The sequence below is a fragment of the Streptomyces sp. NPDC004031 genome, from assembly GCF_053604375.1.
The window spans coordinates 25,270-50,092 of sequence record NZ_JBSGHL010000050.1 but is presented as its reverse complement, the minus strand read 5'-3'; the positions used below and the strand labels follow the sequence as shown (position 1 = coordinate 50,092).

Annotated in this window: 20 protein-coding genes and 2 pseudogenes; 15 read left to right on the top strand and 7 right to left on the bottom strand. The window is 72.6% G+C overall.

Features of this window, described 5'->3' with window-relative positions; translation table 11 throughout:
• Positions 1–368 precede the first annotated feature (368 nt).
• Positions 369–638 (top strand): hypothetical protein, encoded by a 270-nt coding sequence (locus ACWERV_RS27380; RefSeq protein ID WP_452937876.1) that lies wholly within the window; start codon positions 369–371, stop codon positions 636–638.
• A gap of 74 nt (positions 639–712) precedes the next feature.
• On the opposite strand, the gene ACWERV_RS27375 is transcribed toward ACWERV_RS27380, so the two are convergent.
• On the bottom strand, positions 713–1,156 hold the full coding sequence (locus ACWERV_RS27375; protein ID WP_452937875.1) for a hypothetical protein: 444 nt from the start codon (positions 1,154–1,156) through the stop codon (positions 713–715).
• Between the two features lie 55 nt (positions 1,157–1,211).
• Positions 1,212–1,370, bottom strand: a complete 159-nt coding sequence (locus ACWERV_RS27370) for a DUF6233 domain-containing protein (RefSeq protein WP_452937913.1) — start codon at positions 1,368–1,370, stop codon at positions 1,212–1,214.
• A 93-nt stretch (positions 1,371–1,463) separates the two neighbouring features.
• On the opposite strand from ACWERV_RS27370, the gene ACWERV_RS27365 reads away from it, so the two are divergent.
• Positions 1,464–1,727 (top strand): hypothetical protein, encoded by a 264-nt coding sequence (locus tag ACWERV_RS27365; RefSeq protein WP_452937924.1) that lies wholly within the window; start codon positions 1,464–1,466, stop codon positions 1,725–1,727.
• Positions 1,728–2,382: 655 nt separating this feature from the next.
• Here the strand turns inward: ACWERV_RS27365 and ACWERV_RS27360 are convergent.
• Positions 2,383–2,898, bottom strand: a complete 516-nt coding sequence (locus ACWERV_RS27360; RefSeq protein WP_452937872.1) for a hypothetical protein — start codon at positions 2,896–2,898, stop codon at positions 2,383–2,385.
• Between the two features lie 135 nt (positions 2,899–3,033).
• On the opposite strand from ACWERV_RS27360, the gene ACWERV_RS27355 reads away from it, so the two are divergent.
• Positions 3,034–4,308 carry a histidine kinase gene (locus ACWERV_RS27355; RefSeq protein ID WP_452937870.1) on the top strand — a complete coding sequence of 425 codons (1,275 nt, stop codon included), beginning with the start codon at positions 3,034–3,036 and terminating at the stop codon, positions 4,306–4,308.
• Positions 4,296–4,946, top strand: coding sequence for a LuxR C-terminal-related transcriptional regulator (locus tag ACWERV_RS27350; protein WP_452937867.1), 651 nt, complete (start codon positions 4,296–4,298; stop codon positions 4,944–4,946). The genes ACWERV_RS27355 and ACWERV_RS27350 overlap by 13 nt, the downstream gene beginning before the upstream one ends.
• Positions 4,947–5,496: 550 nt before the next feature.
• On the opposite strand, the gene ACWERV_RS27345 is transcribed toward ACWERV_RS27350, so the two are convergent.
• Positions 5,497–6,225 (bottom strand): spermidine synthase, encoded by a 729-nt coding sequence (locus tag ACWERV_RS27345; protein ID WP_452937864.1) that lies wholly within the window; start codon positions 6,223–6,225, stop codon positions 5,497–5,499.
• A gap of 253 nt (positions 6,226–6,478) precedes the next feature.
• Here ACWERV_RS27345 and ACWERV_RS27340 point away from each other — a divergent pair, with 253 nt between their 5' ends.
• The 10 genes and pseudogenes from ACWERV_RS27340 to ACWERV_RS27295 all read left to right on the top strand — a co-directional run bounded on the left by ACWERV_RS27340 (position 6,479) and on the right by ACWERV_RS27295 (position 17,517).
• The gene (locus ACWERV_RS27340; protein WP_452937861.1) at positions 6,479–7,546 is read left to right on the top strand and encodes an ABC transporter ATP-binding protein; all 1,068 of its coding nucleotides are present in this window, start codon (positions 6,479–6,481) and stop codon (positions 7,544–7,546) included.
• 12 nt (positions 7,547–7,558) lie between these two features.
• On the top strand, positions 7,559–8,674 hold the full coding sequence (locus tag ACWERV_RS27335) for an ABC transporter substrate-binding protein (RefSeq protein ID WP_452937859.1): 1,116 nt from the start codon (positions 7,559–7,561) through the stop codon (positions 8,672–8,674).
• Between the two features lie 31 nt (positions 8,675–8,705).
• Positions 8,706–10,457, top strand: a complete 1,752-nt coding sequence (locus tag ACWERV_RS27330; protein ID WP_452937856.1) for an ABC transporter permease — start codon at positions 8,706–8,708, stop codon at positions 10,455–10,457.
• A 49-nt stretch (positions 10,458–10,506) separates the two neighbouring features.
• Positions 10,507–12,084: a DUF885 family protein gene (locus tag ACWERV_RS27325; protein WP_452937853.1), complete on the top strand. Its 1,578-nt coding sequence runs from the start codon at positions 10,507–10,509 to the stop codon at positions 12,082–12,084.
• Positions 12,085–12,190: 106 nt separating this feature from the next.
• Positions 12,191–12,970, top strand: a complete 780-nt coding sequence (locus ACWERV_RS27320; protein WP_398442443.1) for an IclR family transcriptional regulator — start codon at positions 12,191–12,193, stop codon at positions 12,968–12,970.
• 67 nt (positions 12,971–13,037) lie between these two features.
• Positions 13,038–14,033, top strand: a complete 996-nt coding sequence (locus ACWERV_RS27315) for a succinylglutamate desuccinylase/aspartoacylase family protein (protein WP_452937850.1) — start codon at positions 13,038–13,040, stop codon at positions 14,031–14,033.
• 89 nt (positions 14,034–14,122) lie between these two features.
• A complete protein-coding gene (locus ACWERV_RS27310) occupies positions 14,123–15,337 on the top strand; it encodes an amidohydrolase family protein (protein ID WP_452937847.1) in 1,215 nt (404 codons plus the stop codon).
• Between the two features lie 90 nt (positions 15,338–15,427).
• Positions 15,428–15,628 (top strand): annotated as a pseudogene (locus tag ACWERV_RS27305) (aldo/keto reductase); the annotation flags it as partial.
• A gap of 73 nt (positions 15,629–15,701) precedes the next feature.
• Positions 15,702–16,385: an aldo/keto reductase gene (locus ACWERV_RS27300; RefSeq protein ID WP_452937845.1), complete on the top strand. Its 684-nt coding sequence runs from the start codon at positions 15,702–15,704 to the stop codon at positions 16,383–16,385.
• A 913-nt stretch (positions 16,386–17,298) separates the two neighbouring features.
• The gene (locus ACWERV_RS27295) at positions 17,299–17,517 is read left to right on the top strand and encodes a hypothetical protein (protein WP_452937843.1); all 219 of its coding nucleotides are present in this window, start codon (positions 17,299–17,301) and stop codon (positions 17,515–17,517) included.
• 230 nt (positions 17,518–17,747) lie between these two features.
• On the opposite strand, the pseudogene ACWERV_RS27290 reads toward ACWERV_RS27295, so the two are convergent.
• The 3 genes and pseudogenes from ACWERV_RS27290 to ACWERV_RS27280 form a co-directional block, all read right to left on the bottom strand.
• Positions 17,748–18,005 (bottom strand): annotated as a pseudogene (locus tag ACWERV_RS27290) (hypothetical protein); the annotation flags it as partial.
• A gap of 108 nt (positions 18,006–18,113) precedes the next feature.
• Positions 18,114–20,291, bottom strand: a complete 2,178-nt coding sequence (locus ACWERV_RS27285; RefSeq protein WP_452937840.1) for a hypothetical protein — start codon at positions 20,289–20,291, stop codon at positions 18,114–18,116.
• Positions 20,292–21,003: 712 nt separating this feature from the next.
• Entirely contained in the window at positions 21,004–21,144 is a 141-nt protein-coding gene (locus ACWERV_RS27280) for a hypothetical protein (protein WP_452937838.1), read from the bottom strand.
• 169 nt (positions 21,145–21,313) lie between these two features.
• On the opposite strand from ACWERV_RS27280, the gene ACWERV_RS27275 reads away from it, so the two are divergent.
• The gene (locus tag ACWERV_RS27275; RefSeq protein WP_452937835.1) at positions 21,314–24,745 is read left to right on the top strand and encodes a tetratricopeptide repeat protein; all 3,432 of its coding nucleotides are present in this window, start codon (positions 21,314–21,316) and stop codon (positions 24,743–24,745) included.
• Positions 24,746–24,823: the final 78 nt, after the last annotated feature.

Sequence of the window (24,823 nt, the reverse complement as noted above, 5' to 3'; positions counted from 1 at the left end):
CCGCCTACCGGTGGACAGCGGGTCCGGTCGCCGGCTGCCGTTCGTGCAAGCCGGCCCCGCGTTCCGTCACTGCTGGACCTGGCCCGCGGTGCGGACGCCGCGTGACGGCGCGGCGGACGTCGCCGTGCGGTGGGTCGCGGTGCGGGAGGAGGAAGCCGTGGAGGTGCCCGGCGAGCTGTCCGGCCGCGGAGCAGGCCGCTGCGTGGGGCCTGACCGGGGCCGGAGCCGTGCCGGACCTGAGCGCGGCGGCGGGCAGGGGCGGCTGATGTGGGCGGCGTGGGCACCGTGCTGACCGGTGGACCGGCCGCGGGCCGGGGCGCCGGTCCTTCGCAGGTGGCTGTCGGTGGTGGGTGGCAGGCTGACCCGTCATGGACGCGAGGTGGCTGCAGCGGCGCGTGTACGGCGCCGACCACGACGACCCTGATGCCGGTCGCCGGGACGAGCACGAGTACGTGGAGCTGTCCGGCGGGCCGCTGGACGGCCTGCTCCTGGACGTCACCGGTGTCCCGGAAGCCGACCGCACCGGGGGCGCCGCGCTGGCGACGGAGATCGGGCGGTACGGGGCCAGAGGTAAGGCGTGCTACAGGCCTGCGCTCGCGCGGCCGTGGGTCTGGCTGTGGGAGGGCGACACTCCCTGAGCCGGGGGACGCGCGGCGTCGCAGCGCTGCCCCACCTGAGCCGGGGCGTCAGCGATTTCCGTTCCCTGCGTCGGTCAGCCTCTGCCGAAGCGGCTCCAGTGCTGCCGGGTTCCGGTGCCAGTACCGATTCCACGCCCGCGAGATCGTCCAGCATCTCGCGGATCCCCCCGATCGACGGGTTGTGTGCGAGGAAGCGGTCCAGATCCTCTCCGGGCGAGGAGGTCGACCAGGGCCGGCGGTCGGCCTGTCAGCTGCACGACGACGTCGATGACTTGTCCGTCAGTGATGCCGCGGGTGGCGAGCAGTTCGCGGTTCTCCTGTTCGGTGAAGACCTCCAGCGGGACGTCCCGGACCAGGCTGCGGTGGTCGCCCCACTGGCGGGCGTCGAGCCGGCCCTGGCCGGACAGGACCGCGATCACGTTCAGCGGCAGCGCGCCGTATTCCTCGCCGACGAGCACGTCGGGCAACCACTGGTTCAGCAGCGACCCGGTGCGTTCGAACACGTCGAGGAAGAGCACCCCACCCAGGGCCGCCGCTCGGCGGCCTTGGCCAGGTCCTGGAGGAAGACCGGGGTCAGCGCCCGCAGGGGCGGACTCCGGTGCGGAGCGCGGTCCGGGCCTGGGCGGTGGTGACGGGGCGGAGGGTGCTTTCGGCGATACGGGCGTGGCAGGTGCCCCGGTGCAGGATCCGCCCCGGACCCCGCTGGAGGGTGAGGGCGTCTCGACCGTCCAGGCCAGGGGCACGATGCCGTACGGCCGGCCCTCCAGTGCCTCGCCCCGGTCGGCGGGCGCGGATCCGGGCCGCCTGTGCGCACGGGGCGACGCCTTGACCGAACTCCAGGACTTCTACGCGGCCGAATCCGCGTACATTGCCGCCGGAGGTATGGGCGAGGCCGGCTTCGACGGACTCACCGAATGTCTTGATCCTGACGTGGTGATGTACCAGGCACCTGGATTGCCCTACGGGGAACGTGGCGCGGCCCGCGCGGCATCGAGGCAGCTGATCACTGTCGAAGACCGACTCATCACCGAGATGTTCCCGTTCTCCTGGGAGGCCCTTGCCGTAGCCGAGGCCTTGAAGCCGCGGTAGGGCTCCCGGTACCGGGCGAGCCCGTTTCACGCTGTCTGGCAGCACACAGGTGAAGAAAAGGGCTGGCGTTCCCCACCTTCCGCTCGTTCCCCACCGCGCCGGGCGCCGTTCGTCGCGTGCCCGGGACGGAGCGCTCTTCGCGGGAACGGCCGTACTGCCCGGGAGGTCAGCCTGGGCAGCAGCGCCCGGACGTCCGGGGGCTGCTGCCCGGGGCGCGGCGGGGGTGCCTGCCGGTCTGAGCGGCGGGGCTCACCCGCGGCGCAGGAACATCACGATGGCGACGACGATGACGATCAGAACGACAGTTCCCAGGCCGATGTACATGGTGGATCCTCTTCTCCGGGGGGAGCCCGCCGAGTACGCCCGGCGGACCGGCCGGAGCGGTTGCTCCGGCTGGAGGCATCTGCCCCCGGAACTGGTCCGTACGCATGAGCGACTTCGGCATCCGCCCGGCCCGCGCGGCATGGCCCGCTCGGCCCGGGAACTCCCCTGTCACCGGTGCCGTGCCACTTCCGGCGGAGCGCGGAACTGGCGCGCCGACCGGGTGCCGGTGAGCGAAGGGTCCCGGTGGGGGAGTGGGCCGCGGCCCCGGCGCGACGGGCGCCACCCAGCCGTGGATCGATACGGTCCGTGGCATGTGGCCGGGCGCTCGGTGTCACGCGGGCCGGCTCAGCGCGCGCAGCGCCAGCCGGCCGCACAGTGCGGCGAGCGGCAGCTCGGCACCGAGCGCCATGGCGACCGCGGTGGCGAAGTCGCCGCCCGGGGCCGCAGTCGTGGTGTCGAACCACGCGTCCACCACAAGCAGCGTCGCGGTCGCGGCGGCCGCCAGGGCGTGCCGCCGGTCGCCGCAGGCGGTGAGGAGGCCGGTGGCGATCAGGCCGAGCGCCTCCAGCGCGTCGAGCCCGACCCAGGCGACCGGCCAGTGCGCCGCGGTCGCGGTGGTCGGCAGGCCGGTGGCCAGCACGTACAGCCACGGCAGCAGGCCGAGTCCGCAGGCGACCAGCAGCCGTCCGGCCCGTCGCGCGCCCCGCGCCGGGCGCGGCTCCTCCCGTTCTTCGTGGAACGGGACGACCTCGGTGCGGTCGAAGCCCTCGGCACCGGCCACTTCCTCGTCGCACAGGCCCGGTTGACGCATCGTCTTCCCCCGCTTCACGTCGGCTCTGCCTTTCACGTACCCCAGCCTCCGGCGCGCACCGGGGCGTCGTCAGTCACGCAGGGTCCCGTTCCGGGGTGGAGAAAAATGCACCCCCGAGCCGGGCGGCAGCGCCATGGCACGGGGATGGCCTGCGGCTTTACCGTTTGACGCATGCGACTCACGACGTGGCTGCGGCTGGTGCCGGGCCGCCTGTTCCGCGGGGCGGGACACCGGACCGCGCTCGTCGCCGCCGGCCTGCCGCTCCACCTCGCCGTGGTGCCGCTGTGGCTCTGGCTGCTCGGCACGACGGCGGCGTTGGTGCAGGCGCCTGGCGTGGTGGCCGTGGCTCCGCTGCCCGTGCTGCTCACGCTCGTGGTGACCCCTCTGCTGAGCGTCGGGCAGCGCCGGCGCTACCGGGCGCTCGTCGGCAAGGACCTCCCGCGCCCCGCCGCGCCCCGGCCCGGACGCAACTGGAAGTCGGTGGTGCGCCGGCTGACCGGCCGGGCCCTGTGGCGGCAGGTCTGCTACCACGCAGTGGCGGGTCCGCCGCTCGCCGTCCTGGGCCTCGCCGTCCTCGCCGTCTGGGCCGCCGCTCTCGTGGCGGGGTCCATCTACGTGTGGATCTGGGCGCTGCCCCCGCAGTGGCGGGTCACCGACCTGGGATACACCACGCAGGCCGCGTACATCACCGTCGGCGGCCTCGTCCTGCTGTTCCTCGGGCCCCGGCTGACCGGGGCACTGGTGCGGCTGGAGACCCGGGCGGCGGAGGTCCTGCTCGGCCCCAGCCGCACGGAGAAGCTGACCCGCCGGGTCGCCGACCTCGCCGAGAGCCGGGCCGGCGTGCTCGACGCCGCGGACGCCGAGCGGCGGCGGATCGAGCGCGACCTGCACGACGGCGCGCAGCAGCGCCTCGTCTCACTCGCCGTCAACCTCGGCCTGGCCAGGGCCACGCTCGGCGACCTGCCGGCGGATGCCCGCAAGGTGATCGACGAGGCGCACCGCGAAGCGAAGGAGGCGATCGCCGAGCTGAACAACCTGGTGCGGGGCCTGCATCCGGCCGTCCTTGAGGACCGCGGCCTCGACGCCGCGCTGTCCGGGGTCGCCGCACGCGTCCCGATCCCGGTGCGCGTGGCGGTGGACCTGCCGCAGCGCCCCTCGCCCACGGTCGAGGCCGTCGCGTACTTCGTAGTCTCCGAAGCCCTGACGAACGTGGTCAAACACGCTCGGGCGACACGGGCGGATGTGAGCGTGGAGCGGATCGGGGAGAAACTGCTGGTGGTCGTCGCGGACGACGGCGCGGGCGGCGCGGATCTCGCAGCGGTCGGCGGCGGTACCGGGCTCGCCGGGCTCGCCAAGCGCGTCGCGTCCGTCGACGGCACGTTCTCCTGCCGCAGCCCCGCCGGGGGCCCGACCGTCATCACCGTGGAGGTGCCGTGCGTGCCGTGATCGCCGAGGATTCCCTCCTGCTGCGCATCGGCGTGGTCAAGGTGCTGGAGGCGGCCGGTTTCGAGATGTCCGCGCAGGTCACCGACGCGGAAGGGCTGCTGGCGGCCGTCGAGGAGTACTGTCCCGACATCGCCGTGATCGACGTGCGCATGCCGCCCGGTTTCACCGACGAGGGAGTACGTGCCGCGCTGGTGATCCGCCGCCAGTATCCGGATACCGCGGTGCTCCTGCTGTCGCAGTACGTGGAGGAGCGGTACGCCGCCGATCTGCTCGCCACCAACACCTCGGGCGTCGGCTACCTGCTCAAGCAACGGGTCGCCGACGTCGAGGAGTTCGCCGGGACGGTACGCCGGGTGGCGGCCGGCGGCACCGCGCTCGACCCGCAGGTCGTCGCGCAACTGCTGGTGCGCCGGCACAGCGATCCGCTCGACCGGCTGACACCGCGCGAGCGGGAGGTGCTGGAGCTGATGGCGGGCGGCCGGTCCAACTCCGGCATCGCCGCCGAGCTGGTCGTGAGCGAGAGCGCGGTCGCCAAGCACATCAACAGCATCTTCACCAAGCTCAACCTGCCCAAGGCCGACGCCGACCACCGCCGCGTCCTGGCGGTGCTGCGCTTCCTGGGCGTTGCGACCGCGTAGTGCGCGACCACGCCCGCATGCCCGGTCGGCAACGAGGAGACCGTTACGGGTACGGGGGGCAGATCCTCGCTCCCGGGCCTCTGACGAAGAACTCGCCCCGGGACCGGGCATGGAACAGCTGTCGAGTACCGGGCGAGGCAGCGTGGTGAATGTACGGTGCACGGAAGTTTCCGCCCGCAGAATGGAGAAATGGTCCCCGGCAGCGCCGCGCCGTCGGGAAACACCGGCCGGGCGGAATGCAGACGGACGATGGCGTCGCCGGCACCGGCCCAGACGGAGAACGGGATGGGGCAGGTCCGCTCGGTGAGCGCGGTGGAGTGGACCACATCACCCGCCGTAAGGAAAGCGGCAGCTCCGAACCGTTGCCGGATGCGGGCCAGTTCACGCCCGTTGCCGTCGTGAAGCATGCGTACGAGGTATCGCTGCGCGATCCGACCTCCCCTGCTGTCGGCGAGCGCGTCGCTGTTCGGGCACAGCCTCAGCGGGTGCAACGTCACGATTCCCGTGTCGTAGGAGAACGGGAGTGTGCGGGCGAGGGGAGAGCGCGCCGCTACCGGTCCTCGGGGGCCTTGACGGCGATGTAGACGGTGTTGCTGGCGGTGCGGTCCTGGAGGGGGTTGGTGAACGCGACGGTGTGGGCCTCGGCGCGGGCGAAGGCGGTGCCGAGCAGGGAGGTGAAGGCGTCGCTGGGCGGGTCGTTGGACCAGAGCGCGAAGACACCGCCCGGGTGGAGGTGTCCGGCCAGGGCGCGCAGTCCGTCCGGCCGGTAGAGCGCGGCGTGGCGCGGATGGAGAACGTGCTCGGGGGAGTGGTCGACGTCCAGCAGGACGGCGTGGAACCGGCGTCCGGGCACGGACGGGTCGAGGCTGTCGGTGCCTGTGGCCAGGGCGAAGAAGTCGCCGTGGACCAGGCGGCAGCGGTCGTCCCCGGTGAGCCGCGCGCCCAGTGGTACGAGGTGCCGGTGGTGCCATTCGATGACCTTGGCGATCGCGTCGACGACGACGAGCGACGCGACACGCGGGTCGTCGAGTGCCGCGGCAGCGGTACAGCCCAGCCCGAGGCCGCCGACGGCGACATCGACCTGCCCGGCGGGCAGCGCGGCCAGGGCAAGCCGGGCGAGAGCGATCTCGCCGGCGGTGAAGAGACTGGACATGAGGAACTCGTCGCCGAGCTTGATCTCGTGGACATCCTCACCCGAGGCGGGGTCGCGCCGCCGGCGCAGGCTGATGTCGCCCATCGGCGTCGTGTCCCAGTCGAGTTCCTCAAAACGCAGGCTCATCTGCTCTTCTTTCCGCGGCGCTGCCGAGCGGCGCCCGCTCGGGCCCACCGCTTCGAGGGCTCGATGATGACAGCACACACCGCCCCTCAGCGAAAAGATCCGGCCAGGTCTCCGCCTGCTTGCGATCGCTGCGCCGAGTCGGCTCCGAAGGCCGGACCGTGCACGGGGTGTTGACAGCAAGGTTGTCCCTGATGAGCGTCCTGATCACTTCAGTGGAAGCCAAATTCCAATGAGTGGAAGCTCAGGTGAGGCTGTGAACCCGGACGACCCGTCGGCCCTCGACGCGCAGCTGACCGATGTCAGCAAGACCTATCCCCACGGTGAAACCGCTGTGACCGGCATGAATCTCGGGATCAGGCGGGGCGAGTTCTTTTCGCTGCTCGGCCCGTCGGGGTGCGGCAAGTCCACGACGCTGCGGATCCTCGCCGGCCTGGAGCAGCCCACCACCGGTACGGTCGCCATCGCGGGCAAGGACGTGACCGACGTGCCGCCGAACCGGCGGCCGACCAACCTGATCTTCCAGAAACTGGCGCTCTTCCCCCACCTCACGGTGGCCGAAAATATCGCCTTCGGTCCGAAGATCCGCCGCATGTCCCGCACCGAGATACGCGCCGTCGTCAGCGACATGCTCGATCTGGTGGAGCTGTCCGGTTACGCGGACCGCAGGCCGGCGCAGCTGTCCGGCGGCCAGCAGCAGCGCGTCGCGATCGCGCGGGCGCTGGCCAACAAGCCCGCCGTCCTGCTGCTCGACGAGCCGCTGGGCGCGCTCGACCTGCGGCTGCGGGTGCAGATGCAGCGGGCCCTGAAGAAGATCCAGCAGGACTCCGGCACCACGTTCGTCTTCGTCACCCACGACCAGACCGAGGCGTTCACCATCTCCGACCGGATCGCCCTGATGAACCAGGGCCGGCTGGAACAGGTCGGCCGGCCGGACGAGCTGTACAACCGCCCGGCCACCGAATTCGTCGCGACCTTCCTGGGCGACACCAACATCATCCGCGGCTCCGTCGACGAGCGCGTGCTGCGGTCGGGTGCCTTCAGCTGCCGTACCCCCGGGCCCGGTACGGCCCTGTCGGTGCGGCCCGAGGCCATCGCCATGCGGCCCAAGCTGGCCGCGGGCCTCGACAACCGCTTCGCCGCCCGTGTCACCGACCTGACCTTCCAGGGCCCGAGCGTCCGCTTCCAGGTGGCGGTGGCCGGCGCGGGGCCGGAGCTGGTGGTGCAGCTCCCGGCCGCCGAGGCGGCGGGGATCGCCGCCGGCGACGAGGTGGAGATCGGCTGGCAGGCCGAGGCGGCCGTCATGCTCGGCGCGAAGAGCTAGGGGAAGACGACGATGGCAGACCACACCTCCGGCTCACGCGCCCTCGCCGCGCCGGTCTCCCGGCGCTCGCTGCTGGCAGGCGCCGCCGCCGCGGCCGGCCTCCTCACGGCCGGCTGCGCCACCCGGCAGCCGCCGGGCTCGGCGAACTCGCGCTCCGGCAACAAGCTGGTCATCACCATGACCCCCTTCGCGGGCGCCGATCTCGGCCTGATGCCGCGGGAGTTCGCCAAGGACTACCAGGAGAGGCATCCCAACGTCGAGATCAAGATCGACGACACACTGATCCTCACCAAGCAGACCGCGGCCTTCCAGGCCAACCCCCACCAGCCGCTGAACAACCTGGTGTTCTGCAACGGCGGTGCCACCGGCACCGGCAAGGCCACCGGGATGTACCTCAAGCTGGACTACAGCCGCATGCCCAACACCGACCACCTGTACCCGCAGTTCGTCGAACGCGACCACTGCGGTGTGGTCTTCGGCGCCGACCAGATGGGCCTGGTCTACAACTCCAGGACCTACCCCGACGGCCTGGGCTCGTGGACGGACCTGTGGGCGCCCGCGCAGAAGGGCAAGCTCTGCTTCTTCACCGTCCCGTGGTGGGTGATCGGCATGGCGGCCAAGCTGCACGGCGGCGACTGGAACGCCATGGACCCCGGCTTCGACCTGTGGGTCGAGCACGCCAAGAACATCCGCACGGTCGTCACGGCCAACCCGCAGTTCCTCAACGTGCTCGCCACCAGCGAGGCGCCGCTGACCTCGCACTACCTCGGCACCTCCACGGTGTGGCGCGGCCAGGGAGCACCGCTCGGCTACCGCCGCCCCGCCGAGGGCGCCTTCTTTGACCCCATCGGCGTCAACATCAACTCGGGCTCCACCGACGACCAGGTGGAGGTCTGCTACGACATCGTCAACGAGATGCTCCAGCCCAAGTGGAACCAGCGCTGGGTGGACACCGCGATCGAGATCCCCGCGGTCGGCACCACGAAGCTGAGCGCGAAGCTCTCGTCCATTCCCGCCATCGCGGCCGGCCCCGACCAGAAGTTCGTGGACGTGGACTGGGACACCGTCGGCACCAAGATGACCGCCTGGACCGAGCGCTGGACGCAGGACGTCGTCTCCAGGATCTGACGACCCGCCCACCACAGGAAGGAGCCGCACGATGGCGGTCAACCTCCGGTCCGCGGCGGAGCGCACAGCGCCCCCGCCGGCCGGCCCCCTCCCCGCACCGATCTCCCGCATCGCGGACCGCCTCAGGCGGCGGCGCACCGCGCTGCTGCTGCTCGCCCCCAGCATGGTCCTGCTCGTCGCGGTGTTCGCGTTCGCCATGGAGTCGCTCGTCGAATACTCCCTGCAGCAGTACAAGGACGGCGCCGTCGACACCAGCAGCAGCCTGGCGACGTGGACCAAGGTGCTGGGCAGCTCGTACTACTGGTCGGTGATCTGGCAGACCGTCCTGATCGGCCTGCTGGTCACCGCGGTCACCGCGGTCGTCGGCTATCTGACCGCCCTGGCGCTGCACCACGTCAAGCGCACCGTCTGGCGCAACGCCGGCTTCGCGGTGGTCTTCTCCTCGCTGGTCTTCTCCGGTATCGCCAGCGTCTACGCCTGGCAGCTGCTGCTGGGCCAGGAGGGCTTCCTCAACTCGGCCCTCGGCCTGGTCGGCATCGGCCCGGTGCACCTGCTCTACGAGCGCACGGCCGTCGTCATCGCGCTGGTGCACACGCTGCTGCCGCTGATGGTGCTGCCGATCAGCAGTACCTTCCGGCAGATCGACGGCACCCTGGCCGAGGCGGCCGACGACTTCGGCGCGTCGCGCTGGCGCACCTTCCGCACCATCACCCTGCCGCTCAGCGCGCCGGGGCTGATCGCCGGCTGCCAGCTGACCTTCGCGCTGACCATCTCCAGCTTCACCGCCCCGAGCCTGCTGGGCGGCGGGCGGGTCGCGATGCTGTCCACCACCATCTACGCGCTGGTCGGCTCCACGGACTTCCCGGCCGCCTCGGTGTGCGCGCTGCTGCTGCTCGTGCTGGCCCTGCTGTCCACCGGCCTGTTCGTCGTCATCCAGCGCCGCTTCGCCGAGGCCGACCAGGGCGGCGTCACCGTCAGCCCGTCGCCGCCGCGCGGCGTCCGCGGCCTGGGGGTGTGGCTGGTCGCCCTGTACGCCTTCCAGCTGCTGCCGGCCGCGATCGTCGTGATCAGCTCGCTGTCCTCGGTCTCGTACGGGCAGTGGCCGCCGCCCGGCTTCTCCACCCGCTGGTACACCAACCTCTTCCACCAGGACGGCGTGGCGCACGCCTTCGTCAGCAGCCTGTGGATCGGTGTCGTGGTGGGCGTGCTCGCCGTGCTGCTCGGATCGGCCGGCGCCGTGGCGCTGGTGCGCTACCGCTTCCGCGGCAGCGGGGCCGTGCAGTCGGCGCTGTTCTCGCCCGCCGTCGTCCCCAAGATCGCCTTCGGCTTCGCGGTGTTCATGCTGCTGGCCCGGCTCGGGCTGACCAGCGGCCGCTGGGCCGTGATCCTCGCGCACACCGCGGCCACCGTCCCGTTCGTCATCGTGCTGCTGTCGGCGGCGCTGGTCCGGGCCGACCGCACGCTCGACTACGCCGCGATCGACCTCGGCGCCCGCCCCTTCACGGCGTTCCTGCGCTCAACCCTGCCGCAGATCGCCCCCGCGATGCTCATCGGCGGTGTCTTCGCCTTCCTGGTCAGCTTCAACGAGCTGGACCTGTCGATCTTCCTGCTCAGCACCGACCAGCAGACCCTGCCGGTGTGGATGTACGGCTACCTGAACAACTACCAGGACCCGACCCCGGCCGCCCTCGCCACCTTGATGACCGCCCTGTCGGTCGTGGTGGTCGGCCTCGGGGCGCTGGCACTGCGGCTCGTCCAGCGCCGCCGCCGGGCGGCGCTGTGACCGCGCGGCACCCCGCCCCGTCCGCAACCACCCCGAGGGAGGGCATCTGATGGCCGACCTGTTCCCGCGACTGCGCCACGTCTGCGACATGGACGCCGCCTACCTGCGCGAATACTCCGGGCTGCACGACGAGTACGACGGCACCGTCGTGGACCTGTCGCCCGCCGGCGTGCGGACCGCCCTGGCCGCACTGGGCGGTGAGCCGCTGGCCGACCCGCACGACGAGGCCCAGCTCGCCGCCACCGAGAACGCGATGCGGACCCGCTTCGGCCGGATCCGCCAGCACCGCTGGGACCCCTGGGTGCACATCGAGGCCCTGGACCTGTCCCCGTACGACCGCCCGTACGCCGCCGCCGCCGACCGCGGGCGGGCCAGGAGCGCCCATCTGCGGCTGTGGCCGGAGGCCGTGGACAACGCGATCGAGGCGCTGGACGAGCTGTCGGCGCCGGTCGCCGGGATGTTCCTGCCCGCGGCCCGCGGCATGGCCGCCGAGATCCGCCCGCAGGACGGCGAGGACGGCGCCCGCGCGCTGGCCGCCCTGGAGCGGCTGACCGCGCACCTGGAGACCGCCGCCCGCGACGGCGACCCGGCCCCCGGCCTCGGCACCGAGGACCTCGTCGCGCTGCTCGGCTGCGAGGACCGGGTGCCCGTCGACCTGGACGAACTCGCCGCCATGGCCGACGCGGAGTACGACCGGATGCGCGACGTCCTCGACGACGCCGCCGACCGCCTCGACCGTACGCCCGGCCTCACCGCCGCCGAGCGGACCCGGCGGGTGAGCGCACGGGTGCGCGCCGACCACGGCGACTTCCGGCAGATCCTCGCCGACACGCAGGCCCAGGTGGCCACCGCCGCCCGCTTCGTGCGCGACCGCGACCTGGTGCCGGTGGTGGACGACGCCTGCGTCGTCGAGCCCTCGCCGCCGGCCCGCAGCTGGGGCGCGGGCCGGGTGAGCTGGTGCGCCCCCTGGGAGACCGAGGGGCACTCCCTCTTCCACGTGACCGCGCCCGCGCCCGGCTGGCCGGCCGAGGACCACCGCGCCTGGCTGTCCCGTTTCAACCGGGCGGCGATGGCCGTGATGGCCGTCCACGAGGTGGGGCCGGGCCACTGCAGCCACGCCCTGATGATGGGCCGCGTCGACTCCCCGGTGCGCAAGACCCTGTGGTCCGAGCTGTTCTTCGAGGGCTGGGCGCACTACGCCGAGGAGATGATGTGGGAGGAGGGCTACCAGGACGCCACCGCGCTGTACCAGTTCGGCATGGCGCAGGAGGCCATGATGCGGACCGTCCGCGTCCAGGCCGCCCTCGGCGTCCACACCGGGGCGCTCGGCGTCGGCGAGGCCGTCGAACTCTTCGAGCGCCGGGCCTTCCTGGCCGGCCCCGCCGCACGGGCCGAGGCGCTGCGCGGCGTCTGGGAGCCCAGCTACATCCGCTACACCTGGGGCAAGGTCCTCATGCGGCGGCTGCGCGCCCAGGCCGAGGCCGCCTGGGGGCAGCAGTTCAGCCTGTCCCGCTTCCACCGCGAGCTCATGGCCTTCGGCTCGCCGCCGGTCGGACTGGTCGCCGCGGCCATGGGCATCGCCCCGCCGGCCGACGGGGCGCCCGCCGCCGGGAGCGCGCGGCTGTGACCGGCCGACGCAAACCCGCACACGGGCGGCCCGCCAACCGGTAGGACGGCGGGGAAGCGGACGGCGCGGACGGCGCCGCCGACGGGACGACAGGAGACACACACCGATGGCACAGGGAAACGGGACCCGCACGGCGGCCCCTTCCGAGAACACGAAGTCACCCAGCTACATGGGGCGCATCCTCAACCTGCTGGAAGTGTCCGTCACCGCGGACAACGCGCCCCTGACGCTGAGCGAACTCGCGGCGGCGGCCGACGCGCCCCTGTCCACGGTCTCCCGGCTGGCCACCCAACTCGTCGTCTGGGGCTTCCTGGACGAGACGGCCGCCCACCGCTTCGTACCCGGCCGGCGGATGGTCGCCATGGCCACCGCCGTGAGCGAGCACCTGTACAGCAACGACCGCCTCCAGCAGGCCACCCGGCTGCTCACCGGGGTGACGGAGGAGTCCACGACGGCCGGCCGCATCGTCGGCAACAGCATGTACATCATCGCCCGCACCGAATCCGAGCAGCCGCTGCGCGCGGTCAACCGGATCGGCGAGTTCATCCGGCCGGAGTCGTCCGCGCTCGGCAAGGCGATCATGTCCCGGCTGCCCCGCTCCCGGCAGCTCGCGCTGCTCGGCGGCGCCGGCGTCGAGAACCCCGAAGCGGTGCTCGACGCGATGCAGCCCGAACTCGCCGAGGCGCTGCGCCGCGGCTACGCGGTGGACGAGGAGACCTACGCCGTGGGCCTGCGCTGCCGCGCCGCCGCCATCGTCGGCCCGGACGGCGTGGCCGTCGCGGGCCTGTCCATCAGCGGGCCCGCGGCCCGCTTCACCCGAGAACTCGCCGACGGAGCCGTCGAGGCCCTGCGCCAGGAGGCGGCCGCCATCGGCGCCCAGCAGTGACGCCCGGCCGGCGACCCCGGCCGCGGCACACCGCACCCGCGAACGACAGCACGAGGAGACACCGCACATGACCGACAGCGCCCCCGCCCCTGCCACCGCCACCACCACCGCGGAGCCGGGCCACACCGTCACGGCCGTCCCGGTCACCCGGATGGGCAACGGGCACGACGTCGAACTGACCGTCCACCGCGTGACCGGGGCCCGCCCCGGCCCGACCCTCGTCGCCTTCGGCGGCGTCCACGGCGACGAGGCGATGGGCCCGGAGGAGGTGCGCCGGCTGGTCTCCTCCGTCGACCCCGCGGATCTGTCCGGCACCGTCGTCGCCGTCCCGGTCGCCAACCCGTACGCCTACGACGCCATGTGCCGCTTCACCCCGCAGGACGGCCTCAACCTCAACCGGATCTTCCCCGGCGACCGCAACGGCTCGGTCACCGAGCAACTGGCCGCCGTCCTCGCGGAGATCATGCTGGAGGGCGACTACTTCATCGACTTCCACTCCGCGGGCCTGTACTCCACCGTCGAGTACGCGTACGTCATGGACGACGGCGTGGACATGGCCACCGGCTTCGGCTCCCCCCTGCTCTACCACCACGCCCCCTACGAGGGCACCTCCAACGCGTGGGCCATCAAGAACGGCATCCGCTCCACCGTCTGCGAACTCGGCGGCGGCGGCCAGCTGACCGACGCCTTCCTGGACAAGGCGGTGCGGCGGGGCCGCAACATGCTCAAGACCATCGGCATGCTGGACGGCGAGCCCGAGGCCCCCGCCGCACCCCAGACGGTGCTGACCGAACTGGTCACGCTGCGGCCCACCAGGGGCGGAGCCGTGATCTCCCACTTCGGCCCGGACCGGCTCGGCGAGGTCGTCAAGGGCGGCACGGTGATCGGGGAGGTCGTCGACCCCTACACCTTCGAGGTGGTCGAGCAGCTCGTGGCGCCGTACGACTCCAGCATCCTGGTGCTCACCCGCGAGAGCTACACCCGCACCACGCCCGGCGACTACGGCTTCATGGTGGGCAACGCCGACACCGCCACCACCCTCGGCGCGCTCCTCGCCGGCTGAGGCGCGCCCCTCACCGGCCGACCGGCCGACCGGCGCCCCGCCGGACGACCCGGGGCACACACCGCACAGCGAGAGGGCAGCGAGCACCGATGCACATCAGGCACGTCGACGTGGTGGACCCGGACGGCGAACGGGTCCTGCCCGACCGGCGGATCGTCCTGGACGGCGACCGGATCGCCGCCGTCACACCCGACACGTACGAGCCGCCGGCCGCTGGCGACCTCGACGGGACGGGGCTGTACGCGGTGCCGGGCCTGATCGACTGCCACGTCCACGCCACATCGGTCACCGCCGACGAGTGGGCCGACACCGGCTACCCGCCCAGCTACGTCACGGCGCACGCGCTGCGGCAGCTGCGCGGCATGCTGGAGCGCGGCTTCACCACCGTGCGGGACGCGGGCGGCGCGGACGCGGGGCTGGCCGACGCCCTCGACGAGGGGGTGGCAACCGGCCCGCGGCTGTACGTGTGCGGCAAGGCGCTGTCGCAGACCGGCGGGCACGGCGACCTGCGCCCGCGCGGCCGCCGGCACACCGACGACCACCCGGCCGTCCCCGGCATCGGCCAGGTCGTCGACGGCGCCCCGGCGCTGCGGGTCGCGGTGCGCGAACTGGCCCGTTCCGGGGCCTCGTTCGTCAAGCTGATGCTGTCCGGCGGGATCTCCAGCCCCACCGACCGGATCGACGGCACGCAGTACAGCGACGAGGAGGTCCGCGCCGCCGTCGAGGAGGCGCAGCGCGCCGGCCTCTACTGCGCCGGGCACGCCTACACCCCGCAGGCGGTGGCCAGGGCGCTGCGGCTCGGGGTGCGCACCATCGAGCACGGCAACCTCATCGGACCCGAGGAGGCGGCGCTGCTCGCGGCGTACGGCGCCTTCTACGTCCCGACGCTGGTCACGTACACCGTGCTGGCGGAAGAGGGCCCGCGGCTGGGGCTGCCGCCGGCGAGCGTCGCCAAGGTCGCCGCGGTACGCGACGGCGGGCTCGCCGCGCTCGCGCACGCGCACCGGGCCGGCGCCGCCGTCGCCTTCGGCACCGACCTGCTCGGCGGGATGCACCACCACCAGTCCGAGGAGTTCGCGCTGCGCGCCCAGGTGCAGCCGGACTGGGCGGTGCTGCGCAGCGCGACCACCACGGGGGCGCGGCTGCTCGGCGCCGCGGGTTCCCTCGGCGTCATCGCCGAGGGAGCCCGCGCCGACATCCTGCTGACCCGGCACAACCCCGGCACCCACGTGGCGCTGCTCGCGGACCCGGCCGCCGAGATCGCCGCGGTCGTCTCGCGCGGCCGGCCCGTCGCACGGGGCTAGGGCAACCGGACGAGTGGGCGGACGGGCAGCCGGACGGGCGGCGGGACGACCGGCCGGACGAGCGGCCCCATCAACGAGACAGGGAGACCCATGCACCACGCATCACCCCGAGCCGTCGGCGCAGCACGCGTCTGCGGGCGGTCAAAAGTCTTCCCGGTCGGCCTCGGCGGCATGCTGCTGTCCATCGAGGACCGCCCGGACCGGGCGCGGGCGGTCGCGACGATCCACGCCGCGCTCGACGCGGGGATCACCCTCGTCGACTCCGCCTCCGCCTACCACACCGGCGCCGGGGAGGTCGGGCACAACGAGATCCTCATCGCCGAGGCCCTGGACAGCTGGCAAGGGCGACGCGGCGCGGATCACCGTGGCGACCAAGGCCGGCCGGGTCCGGCCCGGCGACGGGCGGTGGCTCACCGACAGCAGCGCCGAACACCTGCTGCGCTCGGCCGCGCAGTCCAGGGACCGGCTGCGCCAGGACCGCATCGAGCTGTTCTTCCTGCACGCCCCCGACCCGCGGGTCCCGCTGGAGGAGTCGCTGGCGGCGCTGGACAGGCTGGTACGCGAGGGCGTCGCGGCGACGGTGGGCGTCTCCAACGTCACGGTCGCCGAACTCGACCTGGCCCACGAGGTGCTGGGCGACGCCCTGGTCGCCGTCCAGAACGAGTTCTCACCGAGCGCCACGCAGCACACCGCGGTCCTGCGCCGGGCCGACGACCTGGGCCTCGCCTTCCTGGCCTGGCGCCCCCTCGGCACGGTCGGCCGGGCGGCCGACGGGCTCACCGCCGCCTTCGCCGCCGCGGGCGAGGAGCACGGGGCAAGCCCTCAGCAGGCCGCACTGGCCTGGCTGCTGGAAACCAGCCCCGCCCTGATCCCGATCCCCGGCGCGCGCCGCCCGGAGACCATCCGCGACTCCGCCCTGGCCGCCGGTCTGCACCTTTCCCCCGCCACCCTGCGGGCCCTGGACGCGGCCACGGCCTTCGACCGCGTCCAGGACCCGGGGACGTCGACGGCTGCACGGGGCGGCAGCCGGCCGGGAGTTCTCGACTGAGCCGGACCCGGTACGGCCGCGGCATCCGGCCACTCCCGAGCCGGGTCGGCTCAGCCGCTTGACGCTCCTGTGGCTCACGAATCCGGAGCTGCCACCGAGCCGGACGACGTCCTCGATCACACGCTGCCGTGGCAGGGGCTCACTCGGACGAGCCTTCCTTCTGCGTCCAGAGCCGCCCACGCAAACGGCCTGTGAGCGGGCGTCATGGTGGCAGGGGGTGGGCGTCGGCGGTAGTAAGCGCAGATCGCCCGGTGGCGGGCAGTGGTGTGTGCCGGTCTGCTGTCACAGTCTCCCGCCGGCTGCCGTGGTCCGACCGGGGCTGGTTCGGCGGGCCGCCACGGAGGTGCCTGCTCACACAAGGCCTGTCCAGGCCGGCGGTACAGGGGTGCCTGTCCGGCACGGCTGATTCTGCAACGCCGGCCTCAGGCCGCAGGCGATCGTGCGGAGGTCAGTGCGGTCGTGCACCTGCCTGCTGCCCATCGGCGCGGTGCCGGCGCCTGTGGGCTCTCCACCGACGGCCCAGTGGGCCGAAGACGGCAATGCCCACTGCCAGCGGGAGGACCGAGCCGGTCCGGTGGGTGACCCCCGACCAGCCGTCGTGCTGCCACAACAGGGGCACCAGTCCCGCCAGCAGAAAAAGGACGGCGGAGGCGTTCACCACGTTCTGCGCGATCTCTGCGGCAAGGTCCGATCGTCGTCCCATGACCGTCACCGTACCGGCCCACCCGCTGCTTTTGGGACCTGCGACCGCACCGAGGCCCCGGATCCTCGTCCGGCGGATTCCAGTGCTCGTCGCCACACGTGATCTCTGACGTGTGGCACAGGCAGTTGAGCAGTCGCTCGGTTGCGATCACGCAGCCGGGTGGCCGCGGCCCCGCGGGAGAGCGCTTCGGTCTGCGGAACACTGTCGTCCATGGTGATCGAGATGGTTCCAGTGGCTGCGCAGGACAAGACCGTCCTGGGGAACCTGGTGCAGCTTTACCAGTACGACTTCTCCGACGTGCGGGGATACGACGTGACGCCGCACGGCACGTTCGTCTATCGCTTCCTGGACCACTACTTCACGGAGGACGACAGGGAAGCGTGCTTCATCCGCATCGACGGCGCCCTGGCCGGATTCAGCATGACGTGAGGGCTCGACGACGGCGTCCGGGAGGTGAGCGAGTTCTTCGTCTTGCGCCGGTACCGCCGGCTGGGTGCGGGCCGGACCGCTGCCCGCCTCATGTTCCGTCGGCACCCCGGCCGGTGGACACTCGCCTTCGACCATGCCAACCACGGCGCTGCCCGGTTCTGGCCCGGCGTGGTCACCAGCGCCGCGGACGGCCCCGTTCTCCGCGAAGACCGTCATCCGCCTGATGTCGCCTACTCCGGATCTTGGTTGCAGTTCCGGACAGCCGCCGCGAACGAGGAATCGCAGCCTCTCATGTCGCGGTAGGTCGGCCTGTGGGCCACCAGGGTTCGGCGTTGTGCGGCGACGGCGTCGAGGTGCTCGCGGGTGTGGACGGACAGGTCGGTGCCCCGGCCCCGGGCCAGGGACCGCTTCAGGTGCTGCGGGAGCCTGTGTGCGGTCTCCATCAGGGCATCTCGGACGCTGGTGGCGGTGTGGTCGGCAGGCAGGTGCGTCCTGCTCCACGGAAGGTCGGCGGCGAGGAGAGCGAAGGGACTAGCGTCGGAGAGTGAATGAGAAGGAAGTCCGATCATGGCCTCGCCGCCATGGAACGCTAGCACTCACTCGGGGATGAGCGCGCGCAGATTCTGCGGTGTGATGACCACCGAGTCGGGGTGCAGGCCCTCGGGCTGCTCCATGCCGATGTAGGTGACGGGTTCCTCCGGGAGGTTCGCGCCGTCCCACAGCGTGATGACCGTGCCCTGCGAGGCCATACGCTCGGTGAGCCAGCGCACCGTCAGGTACTCGCGTTCGACGACGGCGCGCAGCAGCCCCGCCACCGTCACCTTGTGTGCCTCGACCCGGTTGCCGCCCGGCATCCCCCGCAGGTAGAGGTGCAGCCACTTCGCGTGCCAGCCGCCGTCCGGCCCGCGTACGAAAGCCAGCGGCAGCGCCGCCCGTCCGGGCCCGCGCAGTTCCGACTTCATGCGTACCGTCCGGGCTTCGAACGGCTGCCCCTGCTGTTCGTGTTCGCGCAGCATGAACCCGAAGAAGGATTCCTCGACCTCGTCGAAGCCCTCGCCGGAGTAGATGTGGACCTGGGGGACGATGAAGGTGCTGCGTACCGCACCGAGCCGCAGGTTGATGAACTCCGAGGCGCCGTCCGGGGCGTCGGTGATGTCCCCGGAGTGCTCGCCCTCGACCTGTGTGAGCTGGGTGTAGGACAGCCATGACACCGTGGTGTAGCCGGAGTCGAGCAGCTGCGCGGAAAGGTCGAAGTCCGTGCGTTCCCGGGTCTGCTTCCAGTGGACGAAGAACCGCAGCAGGTCCCCGTCGACCGGCGAGACCGATCCGCGCGGCAGCACGCCGAAACCGCCCGTGGATGCCCGGCCGCTGAGCGGCAGCGCCACGTCCAGCACGTGCGGGTCGATCAGCAGCCGTTCCGGCCGCGGCAGCCGCCGCGCGATCTCGGCGTCCAGCGCGCCGGCCACCTGCTCGCGCGCCGGGACCGGCACGGGCCGGCGCTCGTCGGAGGTGGCCCACGCGGCTCCGCGCCGGTTGACGAAGACGCGCGTGGCCGACGCGGGCCGCCCGCGCCCGAGGAAGTGCTCGCGCACCGCCAGCAGCACCCGCCCGGACGCACCCTGGGCGGCCTGCGAGGCCGCGGCCACCACGGCGTCCCGCTCGGCCTGCGAGGCGCAGTCGCGCAGGAGCCGGTCCAGCGCCCGCAGCAGCCGGCCCGGCGATGCGCCCAGCACCCGCAGCGCGCCCGCCACATCGCCCTGCGCGAGCAGTTGCTCGACGCGGCTGCCGGAGGTGGGGGCAGCTACTTCGCCGCGGGCGACGGCGAACACCGATGCGGCGTGCGGCCATTTCGGGTACTCGTGCGGGTGCAGCCGCTCGCCGAGCCGCTTGAACTCCTCGCGGTGCCCGTTCACGTCGGCGAGCTTGGCGGGGTCGGCCGCGACCACCGCGTCCAGCCCCGCCAGCAGAGCGCGCCGCACCGGCCGGCCCAGCGCGCGAAAGCGCGTCGGCTCCACCAGGCCCACGTCCCCGTCGCTCAACGCCGCCGCGAGCCGCAGGACATCGGTCACGGTGTCCAGCAGCAGGTCCGCGCCGGCGGTGAGCCTGGCGCGGTTGACGACCGCCCGGTTCTCGCGCACGGGGATGTGCTCCGGCTGCGGCCCCGCCGCGCAGTGCCCGGCCAGCGCCTCAAGGTCCCGCAGACCGTCCTCGCCCAGTGGTGTGCTGCTCCCGGCCAGCGCCAGGTACAGCGCCGTCACCTCCTCCTCCAGCGGGCCGCCCAGGTGCAGCACCGTCACACGGTCGCCGGCCGCAGCCACCAGCTCGCCGTGCGCGGCGAGCATCTCCTCGTAGGTGTGCTGGTACCGGCCGTAGGCCGGAAGCGTCAGCAGGTCGACCGCCCCGGCGCTCAGCTGCTCGTACGTGGCCGCGTGCGTGGCCTCGTCGGCGAGCGCGCCGGCGACGCAGGACCACCAGAACTCCACGGTGTCCGGCACGTTCGCGGGGAAGCCGACGAAGTACGTGTTGTGCTGCACGTGCGCACCGACCAGCTCGCGTACCGCGCCCAGCGTGCGGGCCCCGGTGTACGCGGCCAGCGGCTCGGGAAGGCCCGCCAGATACCGGCGCGCCTGGGCCGACAGCGTGAACCCGGCCGACAGCAGCGCGGCGTCCAGCTGCCTGACCACCGGCAGCGCCTGCTCGGACGGCCCGGAGCCGCCGGGTGCGGGGATGCGGAGGGTGTGCCGTACGACCATGCGTTCGAGTTCCTGGATCACGCGGTCATGCTCCCAGCAGTGCCACCACGGCGCACTCGGATTCCCCGGGCCCGGGGTCACCTGAGCCGCGCTTGACCGAGGCCGAGCCCCCGTGGCCGGGGCGGTGGCACGAAGGGGCGTACACAGGGATGCGACGACGCTCGAAGGCCTGCTCGTTGCCGGCGTTGAGGCTTGCTCCGCTTCGACGGACATCCCTGGTCAGGGGAGGCTGCGGCACCTGCGGACGTGTGTCTTCCGGCCACGCGGCCGGTCGGGGGGGCAGCTGTCCGTGGGAAGTGTCTGCCTTGTCCGCCAGGCGTCGGTGCTTCTTGCCGGGGGCGTTCCGGCTGCCCACCGCGGGGTGCAACCGGCGCCGCTGTGTCGATACCTCTTTCTGGGAGGGAAGAGGCCCAGGCCACAGGGCTCCCGGGCGGGGCCGGCGGTGTCTGTTCGGGCGTGCCGGCCGGGGGCGGGACGGTGACGGCAGTCACGGAGGCGCCGCCGTCACCTGGTCCCACGGCCCTGGCGGTACATCGCCCTTTGCACATCGCCCTGCGCGTAGGCCGGACGTCGGTGACCGGCGCAGTGGCCGTGCCCGAAGATCTCGCCTTCGACTTCGGCGCCTTGCTGCCTGTCACGCACATGAGCCCGGAACCAGCGTTACTGGCTCCTGGCTCATGGCATGGCGTCGGTGGAAGCCCGGGTGCTGCGGAATGTCGCACCCGGGCTGGGGTCACCGGTCGTCGCGGTTGGGCGCCGTGCGCTTCGGGCGCACCCGCGCGATCAGGCCGGCGAGGCCGACGCCTGTTTGGACCGCGGCCAGCACGGGCTGCAGCGCGGTGAACACGTCGTGGATGTGGTGCAGGGTGTGCATGGTTCCTCCCCGGGTCGGGTGCGTCCCGGCTGGGACCGCTGAACCGAGCCTGGAACGGGGGCGCTTCCCCGGTCCGGGCCGGTTGCCGGGATGCGGGGAATCCGCGGACAATGGCTGGGGACGGTCGCGGGGAATGCGGTTGTCCGCGCGGGGAACGGGGGCTGCTGGGTTGGGGCGTACGGCGGAGCGGGTCGACCCGGACGCGCCCTTGGAGATGCGCCGGCTGGCGGAACGGCTGCGCTCCGCAATGCGGGCGGCGGGACTGGAATCGTTTTCCCGCCTCGCTGAAGCCGCGGACCTGGGCGAGACGGTGGTGGGCGAGGCGCTGTGCGCTCGCCGGGCGCCGACGAAGCGGACACTGGGCAGGCTGCTCGCCGCCTGCGGTGTGGAGGACGACCAGGAGTGGGAGTCGCTGCGGTTCAAGGCGCACGCGGCCGACCGGCTGCGCCGCGCACGGCAGCGCGAAGCCGACCGGGTCGCGGCCGCGCGGCTTTCCGCGGCCCCGGGGCAGTGGCCGCGCTCTCCGGCGGCCGCGCAGCGCCGCCGCGAGATCCTGGGCGGCCGCGTCGTCCTGGGACCGGACGGTGACCTGCCCCTGGCAGGTGCGGTACGGGATCGGGACGTACTCGGCATCCACGCGGCGCCTCCGGTGCGCGGCGGCGGATACCACGTGGCGCTGGATCCGCAGTACCCCTCGTACGTGAGCCGGGACCGGGACCGGCTGCTGGACGAAGCCGTGGTCGCGGCGCGTGACCGCGGAGGACTGGCGCTGGTGGTCGGCCAGTCGTCGGCGGGGAAATCCCGGGCCATGGCCGAGGCCATGTGGCGGCACCTGGAGGGCTGGCGGCTGGCCGTTCCCGTGGTGCCCGGGGCCTTGGCGCCGTTGTCGGACCCCGCCTTCGAGATGCACCGTACCGCCGTGTGGCTGGACGACCTGCAACTCCATCTCGGTCCCGGCGGCGTCCACGTAGCGGACCTGCTGCGGCTGCTGGCCCATCCTCACCGGCCGGTGCTGCTGGCCACGATCCGCGCCACCGAGCTGACCGACCTCACCGACCCGTCCGGCGACAGCGCGCCCGGCAATATGGACGGCGACCGGCGCCCGCTCACCCGGCAGTTCCTGGCACGCGCCACTCGCGTGAACCTGGAGCGGCCGTTCACGGCCGAGGAGTTGCAGCGGGCGCACGGGCTGGCCGGCGACCCGAGGATCGCGACGGCTCTGCCCACCACGGACCGCTACGGCCTGGCCGAGGCAATTGCCGCCGGGCCCGAACTGCGGGACCTGCTGGCCGCCCATACCGCCGACCCCGGCGGGCACTACCACGGCGCCGCGCTGGTGCACGCCGCCGTGGACTGCGTACGCGCCGGCTGGAGCGGCCCGGTGCCGTTGGACCTGCTGTCCCGCCTGCACCCCCTGTATGTCCCCGACGGACTCGCCGGGGAGGCCGGGGAAGCCGGGAACACCTCCGCGTTCGATGAGGCACTGCGCTGGGCCGTGCGCCTGCGCCGTGGCTACTGCCGCCTGCTGACGCCAGGGGGCGGCCGCGCGGTGACCGTCTTCGACTACCTCGTCGACGACGCTCAGTACAGGCTGAGGCCGCCGATCGCCGCGCCGGCCTGGGGGATCATGGCAGAGGCGGCTGACCCCCGTACCGCCCTTGCGATGGGCCTGCGGGCCGTGAACGCGTGCCACGGAGAGATCGCGGAAAGACTGCTGTCCACGGCGCATGCCGCTGCGGACGAGGCGATCGCCGCGGAAGCAGCGGAACAGCTCGGGACCCTGCTGTGGAGTCGCGGCGAGAGCGAACGCGCCGAACCCCTGCTGCGTCAGGCCGCCCCTTCCCACTACCACCGCAAGTGGGAAGACTTCCTCGCCTGGCACGGCCGCTGGGACGAACTGGCCGATTGCGTAACCGCCTCCGCCGACGACGAAGCGGTGACCAGGAGGCGCGAGCCGTACGATTTGTTCAGTGCCGTGACGCACCGCGCCCGCTGGCGGGAACTGGAGCGCATGCTGGAGGTGCGCAGTACCCGGACCGACCGTGAGGAAGGGGCGCTGGCCGAGGAACGCCGCATGGTCCGGTGGCTGTGCGAGAGCGATCCTGGCGAGACACTCACCTTTGACTGGGGTACGAACCTGTGCACCAATGAGGTGACGGGCTCCGCGGGCTGGTGGCGGCAGCGGCTGCGGGAACTGGTCCCGCCATCTGCCTGGGCTCCCGAACCCGCCGGAACGGGAGCCCACGGTGGCGCCAGCCGCGGTGGACCGGTGAGCCGGACTTCGTACGCCGTGCCGCAGGACGACGAGGAATGGCTGCGCCACGCGGTCACGAAGTGGCCCGGCTCGGCGACCTCGTGGCGGAACCTGGCGGCCACGCTGTGGCGGCGGAACCGTCTCGACGAAGCCGAGCGACTCCTCGCCGAGGCCGCCGACGCCGGCCACGAGGCGGCTTCCCGGACACGGCTGAGAATCCTGCGGATCACCGGCCGCGCGCCCGCGGGGCTGCCGTACGCGTCCGGCCGCAGAATCTCCGGCGCGACCAACACGTTCACCGGGGGACTTCCCCTTCAACGGCTCACCGGCTACCTGGAGATGATGTTCCACGAGTTGCATCCCGGCCTGTACGAATGCCTCGACGAGGACGCTGCCCTCACAGCGGTGGCCGAGCAGGGAACGCCAGTGCCGCTGCTGGAGCACTATCGCCGAACCCGGCAGTGGCGCGCGCTGCTGGAGCACACGCCCCAACCCAACCCCGACTCGGATTACGTGAACTCGCACGAGATCCTGCACGGTTACCGCGTCCTGGCCTGCAGCGAACTCGGTGACCACGCCGCCGCGGCGCGTCAGGCGTACGAGTGCTTCCTCGCCGGGCGCGGCCAGTTCGGGCCGGTGTGCGCCCAGATGCTGCTGCTGAACCCCGACGGTGTCGGCGAGGCCACCGCCGTTCTGCGGCGCATCGCGGCTGGCGCGCCTGCTCTGCCTGCCTTCCGACTGCTCACCGTCCTGCTCGACGCGGGCCGTACCGACCTGGCACTCGGCCTGTCCACGGCAACCGACATCTCCGATTTCCCCACCTGCGGCCAGATCGCCGCAGGCCTGACCGGCTCCGTCGGCCTGCCGGGAGCCGCCGCGATCGCCGAGGCATTCGTCAAGGGACTCGACCTGGACGTCAACATGCGCTCCACTCAGGGCATCTGGCTCGGTGCCGCGGCCCACGCCGACCACGCAGGCGATCGGGACGGCATCGACGACCTCCTGCGCAGGGCCCTCTCGGCGGACGACAACGGTGCCCTGCACGTCCTGTCGGGGCGGCTGGCCGGGCGCGGCCGGCTGTCGGACGCCCTCGACCTGCTCGAGAGCGGCCTGTGCCCTTCCTCCGGTCGCGGCGAGCCGGACACAGTGATGAGCGAGGCCGCACTCGTACGCCTCCAACACCGAACCGGTCGAACCACACTCGCACAGGCCAACCTGCTACACCGCGTCGACTACAGGTGGAACAGCGTGCTCGGCCACCTCGACCCCCGGATCCACGCGTCGGCCGTCGCCGACATCGAGTGGTGCCTGGCGAACAGCCACTACACCCCGGCCGACGACTCCTGACGGAGCACGGGCAGCGCGGCCCGGGGGTTATCCTGCAACGCTGCCGGTCAGGCAGTTTGACATTCCCGGGGGGGATCA